General features: G+C 70.1%; 13 protein-coding genes. 8 read left to right on the forward strand and 5 right to left on the reverse strand.

Annotated elements, in window-relative coordinates:
- The first annotated feature begins 27 nt into the window (after positions 1 to 27).
- From HCA44_RS20075 to HCA44_RS20085, 3 genes are all read left to right on the forward strand, one after another.
- Positions 28 to 651, forward strand: coding sequence for a superoxide dismutase (locus HCA44_RS20075; RefSeq protein WP_169651100.1), 624 nt, complete (start codon positions 28 to 30; stop codon positions 649 to 651).
- A gap of 225 nt (positions 652 to 876) precedes the next feature.
- Positions 877 to 1,416 (forward strand): peptidase, encoded by a 540-nt coding sequence (locus HCA44_RS20080; protein WP_169651101.1) that lies wholly within the window; start codon positions 877 to 879, stop codon positions 1,414 to 1,416.
- 307 nt (positions 1,417 to 1,723) lie between these two features.
- The gene (locus HCA44_RS20085) at positions 1,724 to 2,404 is read left to right on the forward strand and encodes a TMEM165/GDT1 family protein (protein WP_169651102.1); all 681 of its coding nucleotides are present in this window, start codon (positions 1,724 to 1,726) and stop codon (positions 2,402 to 2,404) included.
- A 4-nt stretch (positions 2,405 to 2,408) separates the two neighbouring features.
- Here the strand turns inward: HCA44_RS20085 and HCA44_RS20090 are convergent, their stop codons facing one another.
- Positions 2,409 to 4,016: a TM0106 family RecB-like putative nuclease gene (locus HCA44_RS20090; RefSeq protein WP_346764820.1), complete on the reverse strand. Its 1,608-nt coding sequence runs from the start codon at positions 4,014 to 4,016 to the stop codon at positions 2,409 to 2,411.
- Positions 4,017 to 4,115: 99 nt separating this feature from the next.
- Between HCA44_RS20090 and HCA44_RS20095 the strand changes: the two genes are divergently transcribed.
- The 5 genes from HCA44_RS20095 (at position 4,116) to HCA44_RS20115 (ending at position 7,500) form a co-directional block, all read left to right on the forward strand.
- A complete protein-coding gene (locus HCA44_RS20095; RefSeq protein WP_169651103.1) occupies positions 4,116 to 4,769 on the forward strand; it encodes a DUF6474 family protein in 654 nt (217 codons plus the stop codon).
- A gap of 13 nt (positions 4,770 to 4,782) precedes the next feature.
- Positions 4,783 to 5,295 (forward strand): hypothetical protein, encoded by a 513-nt coding sequence (locus tag HCA44_RS20100; protein ID WP_169651104.1) that lies wholly within the window; start codon positions 4,783 to 4,785, stop codon positions 5,293 to 5,295.
- A gap of 70 nt (positions 5,296 to 5,365) precedes the next feature.
- A complete protein-coding gene (locus tag HCA44_RS20105) occupies positions 5,366 to 6,022 on the forward strand; it encodes a YcnI family protein (RefSeq protein ID WP_169651105.1) in 657 nt (218 codons plus the stop codon).
- A complete protein-coding gene (locus HCA44_RS20110) occupies positions 6,019 to 6,546 on the forward strand; it encodes a copper resistance CopC family protein (RefSeq protein WP_169651106.1) in 528 nt (175 codons plus the stop codon). Before HCA44_RS20105 ends, HCA44_RS20110 begins: the two co-directional genes overlap by 4 nt.
- A gap of 15 nt (positions 6,547 to 6,561) precedes the next feature.
- Positions 6,562 to 7,500, forward strand: a complete 939-nt coding sequence (locus tag HCA44_RS20115; protein ID WP_169651107.1) for a CopD family protein — start codon at positions 6,562 to 6,564, stop codon at positions 7,498 to 7,500.
- A gap of 12 nt (positions 7,501 to 7,512) precedes the next feature.
- On the opposite strand, the gene HCA44_RS20120 is transcribed toward HCA44_RS20115, so the two are convergent.
- The 4 genes from HCA44_RS20120 to HCA44_RS20135 all read right to left on the reverse strand — a co-directional run bounded on the left by HCA44_RS20120 (position 7,513) and on the right by HCA44_RS20135 (position 11,477).
- Positions 7,513 to 8,151: a UdgX family uracil-DNA binding protein gene (locus tag HCA44_RS20120; protein ID WP_169651108.1), complete on the reverse strand. Its 639-nt coding sequence runs from the start codon at positions 8,149 to 8,151 to the stop codon at positions 7,513 to 7,515.
- A 92-nt stretch (positions 8,152 to 8,243) separates the two neighbouring features.
- On the reverse strand, positions 8,244 to 9,755 hold the full coding sequence (locus HCA44_RS20125; protein WP_346764821.1) for an FAD-dependent oxidoreductase: 1,512 nt from the start codon (positions 9,753 to 9,755) through the stop codon (positions 8,244 to 8,246).
- Between the two features lie 118 nt (positions 9,756 to 9,873).
- Positions 9,874 to 10,533 carry a class II aldolase/adducin family protein gene (locus HCA44_RS20130; RefSeq protein ID WP_169651110.1) on the reverse strand — a complete coding sequence of 220 codons (660 nt, stop codon included), beginning with the start codon at positions 10,531 to 10,533 and terminating at the stop codon, positions 9,874 to 9,876.
- The gene (locus tag HCA44_RS20135; protein WP_169651111.1) at positions 10,530 to 11,477 is read right to left on the reverse strand and encodes a carbohydrate kinase family protein; all 948 of its coding nucleotides are present in this window, start codon (positions 11,475 to 11,477) and stop codon (positions 10,530 to 10,532) included. The genes HCA44_RS20130 and HCA44_RS20135 overlap by 4 nt, the downstream gene beginning before the upstream one ends.
- Positions 11,478 to 11,659: the final 182 nt, after the last annotated feature.

Here is an 11,659-nt window from a genome sequence, read left to right on the forward strand (position 1 = left end):
TCACCGGCCCGGACAGAAGGGACCCCCGTGTCTGAATACACCCTGCCGGATCTCCCCTACGACTACGCAGCCCTCGAACCGCACATCTCCGGCAAGATCATGGAGCTGCACCACGACAAGCACCACGCCACCTACGTCAAGGGCGCCAACACCGCGCTCGAGAAGATGGCGGAGGCACGCGAGGACGGCACCATCGCCGACAAGGCGCTGCTGCTCTCGCGCAACCTCGCGTTCAACCTGGGTGGCCACACCAACCACTCGATCTTCTGGAAGAACCTCTCGCCCAACGGTGGCGACAAGCCGACCGGCGAGCTCGCCGCGGCGATCGACGACCAGTTCGGGTCGTTCGAGAAGTTCCAGGCGCACTTCACGGGTGTCGCGACCACGATCCAGGGCTCGGGCTGGGCACTGCTCGGCTACGACACGATCGGCCAGCGCCTCGTCATCGAGCAGATGACCGACCAGCACGGCAACATCACCGCCGCGATCGTCCCGGTCGTCATGCTCGACATGTGGGAGCACGCCTTCTACCTCGACTACCAGAACGTCAAGCCGGACTACGTCAAGGCATGGTGGAACGTCGTGAACTGGGCGGACGCCGCCGAGCGCTTCGACCGCGCCCGCAGCCAGGGCAACGGCATCCTCGGCTGATCTCGGCCCGCCGCGGCCTGGATCAGGCCACCCCGCACGGAACCCGCACCGCACCGGAATCGCCCGGAACGGCGCGGGTTCCGTCGTTTCCGGGCCGGCGTCCACCCGGCTGGCACTCGGCCCCTCTTGTGTGCCAGTCACTTTCGGGCGCATAGTGCAGCTGCCCGACGAGGTGCACCGAAACAGGCCTGCGTGCGCAGGCCCGGCCTCACGAGGAGGACCACGATGGTGGCCGAGCGCAGTACCGATCGACCGGTGGGAATCACGCCGTTCCAGGCGAGCGGCACGTTGTGCGGGTTCGTCGTGTCGGGCCGGTGGCCCGACAGCACGAAGGAGTGGGCGCAGTTCCTCGCGCTCACCGTCCGGGTGGGTGCGCTGCCCGGCCTGCTGCGCACGTCCACGGTGTTCGGAGTCCGCGAGGAGCTGCCCGACGATCCCGCTCCCGACACGGTGGGCATCGTGATCGCCGAGGGCCCGGTCCTCGGCGACGACGCGGTCGCGCCGGGCCATTTCGCCGCGGGCCCGCCGCCCGCACTGCTCGTGCTGCACCCGCCGTCGGAGACCACGCCCACACTGCCCGAATGCGCGGGATCCGCGTCGGGCTGCGTGTTGTTGCCAGGCGTGCCACACCTGGGCCTCGACCACCGCGCGGCGTGGGTCGAATCGGACAGCGAAGGCACCGTGTCGGCCATGGTGAGCCGCGTGGGCATCGATCCGGGATGCGACCCCGACACCGCGGTTTTGGCCATGCTGCTCGCCGCGTGAGGGCACCCGAACTCTCCACGTCCGGCAACCCCCACCTCGAGCACCCGGAAGCCCCTACAAGACCACTCGAAGAGCCGAATTTTGTTGACGCATTGGCGATTCCGCGAATCATTCGCTAGGGTCGAATGCATCGAAGGGGAGTAGCCCCCAATCGCCTGTGTCGACACACTGGACCGCTCATGCGGGCCCGGCCTGGCGAACCGACCTCCGCGTCGGTGGGCGAGACCTTCGGCCGGCGAACGCACCCCGCGTCGCCGACCGGAGGAGATCGCTTTTCTTCCTCCGTCACGAAAGGAGGAAGGGCCACGTGCTGACTGCCATCGCGTTGAGTTTCGGCGTCGTGTTCCTCGCCGAGCTGGGCGACAAGTCGCAGCTCATGGCCATGACGTTCGCCCTGCGCTATCGCTGGTGGGTCGTCCTGTCGGCCATCACCGCAGCGACGGCAGTCGTGCATCTCGTGTCGGTCGTCGTCGGCCACTACCTCGGGCTCGCGCTGCCCACCGACGTCATCGGCGTCGTGGGCGGCATCGCGTTCGTGATCTTCGGTCTCTGGACGCTGCGCGGCGACTCGCTGTCCGACACCGAGGCCTCGAAGGCGCACACGGCCACGCGCTCGGCATTCCTCGCCGTCACGTCGGCATTCTTCCTCGCCGAGCTGGGCGACAAGACGATGCTCGCGACGGTCACCCTCGCCACCGACTCCGACCCGGTCGGGGTGTGGTTCGGCTCGACGGTCGGCATGGTCGCGGCAGATGCACTCGCGATCGTCGTCGGCGCGGTCCTGGGCAGGCACCTGCCGCAGCGCGCCGTCGAACTCGGTGCCGCGGTGTTGTTCTTCGTGTTCGGCGCGTGGTTGATCCTCGAGAGCACGGTCGACGACCCGGCGTACGCGCTCGTCGGCGCAGCGGGGACGGCCGTCGTCGGTGCGATCGCGGCGCTCGCGTGGCACCGCACCCGTGAGCGAAACAAGCGTACGGAGACTCGTTGAGTGCTCACAGGTCGGCGGCGAGCGGGATCTCGCGGGCCGCGCGCTCGGTCATCCACTCGCGCAGCACCTTCGTCGCGATCACGTCGTCCTCGTTGTACTCGAGCAATCGCGTGCGCTGGGTGAGGTCCGGATCGCCGTCGTAGCCGACGGCCTCGCGATACCAGCTCATCGACGCCTCGCCGCTCGCCTGGTCGTCACGCCAGTGGAAGCCTGCGATCGGCGCGATCTTCTTGAGCCCCTTGCCGTCGGGGCAGATGAACTGGTCGCTCACGGCCTGGTAGACGTCCACCCACTGCGGGCTGTCGATGAACGCGCGCACCTCGGTGTGCGTGGGCACGCCGGGCTCGCCCGCGAAGCGCTTGGCCGACGCGAGGAGCCACTTGTCCTCGGCCGACCGTGAATAGCAGTACGCCGCGAACGTGCGGCCCGACGCGGCGGCCGCGTCGCGCTCGGCCATGAGCCACGTCCAGAACTCGCCGAACGAACGCGCTTCGTCGCGCGTCGGCAACGGATCCCAGGTGTAGAACGGCCGATACGCCGACACACCGTCGACATTGAGCAGCGTGCCCCACAGGTACGCGCCGCGCTCCTGGTAACTCTCCATGTCGACGTCGACTTCGACGTCGGCGCGCGTGACCCGCACGTCCTCGAAACGCCGCACGAGTGGCAGATCCGCGAGCCACGCCTTCGCGGTCACGACGGTGTCGGCGAACGTGCCGTTCGGCCACTCCTCGGGCTCCGGGCCGTCATACGCCGCGAGTTCGTCGATCGTGCGAATCCCGATGCCGCGCAGCAGTTCCGCACGGGTTCCCTGCGCGACGAGGGACACGTCACGGCGGTCGACGAGGGTGCGCCTGCAGTCGGGCCACCACGGGCACGAGCGGCATTCGCCGATGCGCGACGGCTCGGTGTGCACCTCGCCCAGGACGACGGCGCGGCGGTCGGCGAATCGTGCGTCGTAGTCGGCGAGGATCGTCGTCAGGTCGTGGACGTAGATGCAGTCGGCCGCAAGACCGACGGTGCCTGCGAGCATCGACGGCGATGCGAGGCCGAGCCGATCGAGCATGCGGTAGAGCTGTGCGACGCGCATCTGGTCGCGCGGCTGGCTGCGGGGTTTGCGGGTGTCGTCCTCGTGCGGCGCCCAGTCGAACAGCCCCGACACGAGCGCCCCCGACCCCGGGTCGGTGACCTTGTGGTTGACGACGATCACCGGGATGTACCCACCGTGTTCACGGTCGCGGAACAGCATCTCCGAGGTGCCCGACCGTCCCGTGTCGGGTTCGGTGGGGAGCACCGCGCCCCAGATCCGCTCGGCGCCCTCCGCGCACGCCGCCAGGGTGTCGGCGGCGCGCTCGCGCCTCGGCCGGTCCGGTTCGATGCGCACCCAGCGGCCCGGCTCGGCCGCCATGTACATCGTGCGCACCTCTTCGCGCTTCTGTGCGGCCGCCTCCTGCCGTTGCTTGACCCCGACGTCCTCGGGGGCCGCGGCGAGCTGTTGCGGGTACTCGGCATCGAGATGGACGCGGTGACGGCAACGCGTGAGCGCGCCGGCGTCGATGGACAGCTTCGGCGGGGCGTTCGTCGTGGGACGACGTTCGAAATCCGGGGTCACAATGACGACTATTATGTGCTGTTCGGGGGCCACCGGCGCTCAGCGGTCACTGTTGATAGCCTCACGGGGACCGAAACACCAGGAAAAGGGGTCTTTTCGATGGGGTTGTTCCGCAAGCGCAAAACCCGCGCCACGCGTAAGGCCGAAGCCAAGGCGCTCAAGCACAAGGCCACCGTCGAGGCCAAGCTGAACGCCAAGCGCGGTCACAAACGCGACAAAGCCGCCGCGAAAGCGCTGCAGAAACAGTCCCGCGACGAGCGCAAGTCGCAGAAGAAGGTCGAGAAGGCCCAGTTGGCCACGCTCGAGGCGCAGCAGAAGGCCGCCGAGCGGCAGGGCCTCACCGTCGCGAACGTGCGCCGCTACCTCGGCATCGCGCGGGTCGTAGCCCCCATCGTGTTGCCGCTGGTCTACCGCGCCGCCACCGTCGTGCGCGGCAAGCTCGACGAGCAGCGTGCGTCGCGCATCGGCGTCGACGTCGATCAGCTCGGCGACTTCACGGGCCACGGCGCGAAGCTCAGTGCACGCGTCGCGGGCGCCGAGAGTTCGGTCACCGAGATCCTGTCGCACAAGCCCGACGACGCCGAGACCCAGCAGTTCGTCGAGGCGACGCGCGGCCGGCTCACCGACATGACCACCGCGATCCGCGCCGCCGAGCAGATGCCGCCTGCTCGTCGTCGCGCCGCCCACGCTGCCATCTCGAGCGAGCTCGACGGCATCGAAGCCGACGTCCTCGCGCGCCTCGGCGTGCGCTGACCCAACCGCTCACATGTCCCCCGCCGCTCCGACCGCCGCATTGCGCGGGTCGTCGGTCGGCGCCGTCACCGCGGCCCTGTCGATCGCGGCACACGGCATCGCGGGTGGGGGCCTGCCCACCACGTCGGCCCTCACCCTCCTGGTGCTCACGTGCGCCGGGCTGGGTGCGGCCGTCGCGGGCACCGGACGGGCCACGCGCGGCGTCATGCCGCTCGCCGCGGCGCTCGCGCTCGGGCAATTCTGCGGGCACGTCGCGCTCGCCGTCGGCGCACCCGCACACGACGCACTCCCGGGGCTGGGAATGCTCGGCGCGCACGCGGCCGCCACCGCGGTGTGTGCAGGTCTGGTCCTCGCGTGCGAGCGGCTGTACGGGCCGCTCGTGCGCACGCTCCGGGTCGTGTTCGCGCCGCCGCGCGTGCCCGCGCGCACCGCGGCCTGGGTGCCCGTACCCGGTCCCCCACCCAGCCTGCTCGACACCCCGCTGCTGCGTTGCGTTCCGCTGCGCGGCCCACCCGCGCCGTCCTGACCCCCACTCCCCTTTCTCATTCTTCACGTCAGGACACTTTTCGATGACACACCTCCTTCCGCGTCCCCGCATGTCCAGGTTCGCCCTCACTGCGGGCGCGACGGCAGGCGCACTCGTCCTCTCCGCGGGCATCGCGTCCGCGCACGTCTCGGTCGTCGCACCCGACGCCGAACAGGGCGGCTACACGGTGCTCACCTTCCGTGTGCCCACCGAGTCGGACACCGCCTCCACCACCAAGCTCACCGTCGAACTGCCCAATCTGAAATCCGCGCGTACCGAACCACTTCCGGGCTGGACGTCGGTGGTCGACAAGGACCCGACGTCGAAGGAGGCCACGTCGGTCACCTGGACGGCCGATCCCGGCGTCGGTGTCGCACCGGGCCAGTTCCAGCAGTTCGTGCTGTCCGCGGGTCCGCTGCCGGAGAGCGACGAGGTGTCCTTCCCCGCGCAACAGACGTACGACGACGGGCAGGTCGTCGCATGGGATCAGCCCGTGGGTGACGACGGCAGCGAGCCCGAGCATCCCGCGCCGTCGCTGTCGCTCGCGGCGTCGTCCGGAGACGGGCACGGGCACGGCGCCTCGGCGAGCGATTCAGCCGCCGCCGCGGACGAGACGGCATCGTCGAAGGACGACACCGCACGCTGGCTCGGCGGAATCGGCCTCGTGCTCGGTGCACTCGGTGCCGCACTGGGCCTCGGCGCTGTCATCCGAGGACGGCGCTCGTGACCGCGCGTCGCGCCGGCGCGCTCGTCGTCGCCGCGGTACTCGCGACACTCACCGCGCTGCTCGGCGGCGGTGTGGCATCGGCGCACTCGGCGGTCGTCGGCTCGAATCCGGCCGACGGCGAACAGATCGACGCAGGGCCGGCGCAGGTGAGCGTCACGTTCAACGAGGCACTGCAAACGGGCTACGCGGCGCTCACCGTCGTCGGCCCGGACGGCAACCTGTGGACGAAGAGCGATCCGGTCGTCGAGGGGCCCACGGTCAGCGCCGATCTCGGGGAACTCGGACCTGCAGGCGAATACACCGTCGCGTACCGCGTGACGTCCGCCGACGGGCATCCGGTGAGCGGCAAGATCACGTTCACGCTCACCACCGACGGCAACGGCACCCCCGGGGCGGCGGCAGACGGTGGCGGCTCCGAGGGCGACTCGGGCGGTGTCCCGTTGTGGCCGTTCGTGATCGCCGCCGTCGTCGTCGTGGCGGGCGGACTGTGGTTCGCGCTGCGCACACCGCGCGGGCGCGACTGACGGGAGCGAATCGGCGTGGGTACGGCACATCGGGCACTGCTTCTCGTCGCCGTACCCACGTCGTGGCTCGGTGTCGCGCTGGCGTGGGCGCTCGCGCATCCGTCGAGTCCCCAGCCGTCGAGCGCGGTGCGCGTGCTCGCGACCACGCTGGGCGCGAGCGTGCTCGGCCTCGCCGTACTCGCGTGGGCGGGCCGCGGCGACCGACGGCAACCGGTCTCCCCGACCGACTTGTGGCGGTTCGTCGCGGCACTCGCGGGCGGCTGGACCGCCGCCGAGGCGGTGCACGTCGCCATGACGGCCGCGGAGGTACGAGGCGCGTCGGTCGCGTCGCTGTCGTGGGCCGATCTCACGCGCTACACGCACGAGGTCGCTGCAGGGCGTGTCGATCTCGCGACGCTCGCGCTCACCGCCGTCGTCACCGTCGTGGCGGCCGTCGCGTACCGGCGCGGGGCCTCGTGGTCCGTGGTCCCGGTCGCCGCGATCGCCGCGATCACGCTCGTCGCCCGGCCGGTGTCGGGCCACATGGCACAACAGGTTCTCGGGTCACTGCTCGACGCGGCACACGTGCTCGCGGCCGCCCTGTGGTTCGGATGCCTGGCCGCGATGGCACTCGCGCTCGACTCGCGGGGCGCGTGGGCGCTGTGGTTGCCGCGTTATTCGCGGCTCGCACTGTGGTGCGTCGGTGTTCTCGCCGTCACCGGGGTCGTCGACGCGCTCGTGCGTCTCGGCGACGTCTCCGCCCTTGTGACCACCGGCTACGGGCGTATCGCTCTCGCGAAAGTGGTTGCTCTCGCGGTACTTCTGTTACTCGCGTGGTGGTGGCGTCGCACCTGGGTGCCCGCCGCGTCGGCGCACCGCGGCGCCGCGGATGCGTCGTTGACACGCGCAATCGGCGAGGTCGTGCTGATGGCTGTCGCCTTCGGGCTCGCCGCCGCGCTCGCCACCACCGGGTGACGGAGTCGCAGATCACCCCAGCAGCATGCGCGCCGCCGCGAGATCGTCCACGAAACTCGCGTACGCACCGACGCGTTCGTCGTGCGGCACGCGCAGCACCGACGACGGGTGCACGGTCGCGACGACCGACGGATCGTGGCCGGGCGCCGCATCCGCCGGGAGGTGCAGCTCGTCCCCACGATGCTGAGTGAGTCGAAATGCGCTGCCCATCAAGCTCTTCGCGGCGGTGGCACCGAGGAATACGAGCACCTCGGGCTCGACGGCGTCGAGTTCGGCGAGCAACCACGGACGGCAGGCGACGACCTCGGTGCGCGTCGGAGTCTGGTGGATGCGCCGCTTGCCGCGCAGCCGGAAGCGAAAGTGTTTGACGGCGTTGGTGAGATAGGCGCTCTCGCGGTCGATTCCCGCGTCGACGAGCGCTCGGTCGAGCAGCGCGCCCGCGGGGCCGACGAAGGGTGCGCCCTCCCGGTCCTCACGATCTCCCGGCTGTTCGCCGACGAGCATCATGCGGGCCGATCGCGTGCCCGCGCCGAACACCGTCCGGTCGGCGTCGCGGTACAGGTCGCAGCCCTCGCAGTCGCGGGCCGCGGTCGCCAGCGTCCGCAGGCTCGTGCTGTGCGGGACGAACGGTGCTGCCGTCGGGGTGACCATGTGGTCAGTGTGCGCGCCGAGGCAGACGGGCGCCGGGATATTTCAGAGAACAGAGCATTCAGAGCACGAGGGCATTCACAGCGCGGGGGCATTCACAGCGCGGCGAGAATCTCGTCGGCCGCGCGATGACCCGAGCGCACGCCGCCGTCCATGTAGCCGGTCCAGTAGTCGGAGGTTTCGGTGCCCGCCCAGTGGATCGCGCCTGCAGGGGTGCGCAGCGCGGGGCCGTGCGCGGTGAGCACGCCGGGTGCCGTCGTCGCGACGGGTCCGCCCCACGACCATTCCTCGTGATCCCAGCGGAACAGCGAGTGGTCGATGTATCCGCGCGCCTCGTCGCCGAAGTATCCGACGAAGCTCTCGATGCACTCGTCGACGACCTGCTGTTCGGGCGCGTCGTCGAGCCTTTCCATCTCGTGCGCCGAGATGAAACCCATCAGGATGTGATTGCCTTCGGCGTAGTTCTCGAAGGTGACGTCGCTGGGTGTGCCGTTGCCGATCGTCTGTCCCGACAACCCCTTGTCGCGCCACCACGGACGCTCGTACACCGCCGCGAATTTGCCGACACGCCCCATCGTGTAGCCCGCGCACAGCGCGGCGCGCTCGGGCAACTCGGGTGTGTAGTCGATGCGGTGCGAGATCGCGGGCGACATCGCGACCACGACGCGCCTGCCACGAAATGTGCCCGCGTCGCTCGTCACGACCGGCACCTCGCCGCTCTGGTCGATCGAACGGACCGGCGCGTCGTACACCATGACGTCGCCGAGCGCAGCCGCCATGCGCAGCGGTACGAGCGCGGCGCCGCCGTTGCACACACGCTCCTGCGCGCCGCCCGACGTGCTCAGCAGACGACTGAAATACGAGGGGCCCGGCGTACTTTCGTTGGTGGACGCGGCGAAGTAGTTTAGCATGTACAGCGCCGAGAACTCGTCGCCCTTGACCGACAGCGCCGCCGAGGCGGCGAGGTCGAGCACCATGCGCGCGTTCGCGACGTCGGTGCGCTGTTCGACCCACTCGCGCCACGTGATCGCATCCCATTCCGCGGCGCGGGGGTGGCGCCACGGTTCGCCGACCGGGAAATCCGCACAGACGGCCTCGATCTCGGCGATCACCGGCAGTGCGGCCGTCGTGCCGAGGTCGAGCGGAAGGCCGGGATCCGACGGGAACAGGCTGCGCTGACCGCCGTTCCAGAACACGCTGAGACCCGTGTTGTACGTCGGCAACTGTTCGACGCCGTATTCGTGTGCGAGCGCGTCGATCCTGTCCTGAGTCGGCCCGATGAACTCGGCACCCGCATCGGTGGTCAGGCCGAGGCGCGCCGTCGGATGGTTGTGGATACGCCCGCCCGCGCGCGACCGTGCTTCGAGAACCCTGACCGTTCTGCCCGCCTCGACGAGGGCCTTGGCCGCTGCAAGGCCCGAGATGCCGCCACCCACCACGATCGCGTCGTACACCGTGGGATCGTTCGCGGGTGCACGCCGCGCGGGCGTCGCACTCGCGGGTACACCGAGCGCACCGACCGCGGCCGCACCGCTGAACGCCGCGACGCCGTACAGGAAGCTGCGACGATCCAACGGCCGGTTCGCCGAATGCGATGTGAACGGCACGGGCACTCCTTGTCGAACATTCGAAACGAATTGGACGAACGACCAGCTAGAGGCAGAGTGTCGGAAACCGACGTCGAACGCAAGCATTTCGGTGCGAAATTTACGCGCAGGAAAAGCGCTACCCCTCGTCGCCGGTCGCCTGACGATTGCCGTAGCGCAGTCGAATCGCCTGCTCGACGACCGCTTGCAACTGGTCCGGCGAGAGCGCGCGGGGCCGCGCGACGGCCGCTGCGTCGAGGTAGATGCGGCACAGCCAGTCGAGCAACGTCAGGTTCTCGAGCGCGGCGGGGAGGGTGGGCCCGATCGCGAGCGAACCGTGATGCGCGAGCAGCGCCGCGGTCCGGCCCTGCAGCGCGCGGCGCGTCGCGTCGGCAAGTTCGGTACTGCCGAAGGGCGCGAACGGAACCACGGGGATCGTTCCGCCGAGCGTGAGCTGCTGGTAGTGCACCGGCGGGAGTTCGTCCGCGACGAGAGTCAACGCGACCGCGGTCGACGAGTGCGCATGCACGACGGCGCGCGCGTCGCCGTCACGGTAGACGCCCAGATGGATGCCGATCTCCGAGGTCGGTGCGAACGAGCCCTCGACGCGCGTGCCGTCGACCGTCACGATCGTGATGTCGTCCTGCGAGGCGTCGGCGAGCACGACGCCCGTCGCGGTGACCGCCACCAGGTCGCCCTCGCGCGCACTCACATTGCCCGCCGTGCCGTGCACGAGACCGCGGCGGGCGAGATCGTGACACGCGGCGACGACGTCGGCGCGCAACGCTTCGACAGTCATCGCGCCGCGCGCTCGGCGACGAACCGGGCGATCGAGTCGGCGTCGTAGTCGCCGTAGTCGCTGCCCAGACCCTGCGCGACCTGAGCCGCAACGGCATTGCCGAACAGTGCGGCCTCCGTGACGGTCTTGCCGAGCTGGATCGCGCGCACGAAGCCACCGGAGAACGCGTCGCCGCACCCGGTGGTGTCGACGACGTCGACGTCGAAAACCGGTACCCGCCACGTGCCGTCGACGGTTGCGACGACGGTCGGGTCGGCACCCGCGGTGGCGACGACCGCGCCTGCACCCCGCTCGACCAGGACACGGCAGCCTTCTTCGAGGTCGCTCGCCCCGGTCCAGCCGAGCACCTGTTCGTCGTTGGGCAACAGGAAGTCGAGGTGCGGCAGCACCGCGGCGAACCACTCGAACGAGCCTGCGTCCGGCGGTGCGAGGCTGTCCGCCGACGTGATCGCGCCGCCGCGACGCGCGCGGGAACAGATCTGGGCGGCGAGGTCGCCGCCGAAGAACTCGGGGCCGCCGAGGTGCAGCGCCCCGAGGCCGTCGAGGTCGTCCCACGGAACATGCTGCGGCAACAGCGCGGTCGCGCCCAGGACGTGGAAAGCCGGACGGGACCCGTCCGGCCGGATCGGGAGCACCGACGCCGACGTCGCGGTGCCGTCCGCACGCACAAGACGACTCGTGTCGACCCCTTCCTTGCCGAGCAGATGCACCAGGAAATCGCCCGCCGAGTCGTCGCCCACGACGCCCGCGCTGCGGACGTCGGCACCGAGACGTGACATCACCAGCCCCGCCGCGCCTGCCGTGCCCGCAGCGGTCACCGTGATCGCTTCGACGAGCGCAGCCGACTGCCCCTCCGGGATGCTCTCGACCGGACGCACGAGCGTGTCCAGGATGTGCACGCCGAACGCGAGAACGGGCCCGTCGGCTGCGGGTGTGGACGGCATCGGTGGTCCTTTCGACGCGGGTGCGAGTGCTACGCAACCTATCCCGACACCGCCCGTGTGCAACACCTCCGCCCCGCGTCGCGAGCCCACAGACCACTCCCGGACGCCGACGACCTCACCGGCCCAGCGGACACGATGTGACGGTGTGTGCGTTGGGTGCACACGATGTGACATTGTGACCG

The organism is Rhodococcus sp. HNM0569 (assembly GCF_012726205.1).
In the GTDB taxonomy this organism is placed as follows: domain Bacteria; phylum Actinomycetota; class Actinomycetes; order Mycobacteriales; family Mycobacteriaceae; genus Rhodococcus_F.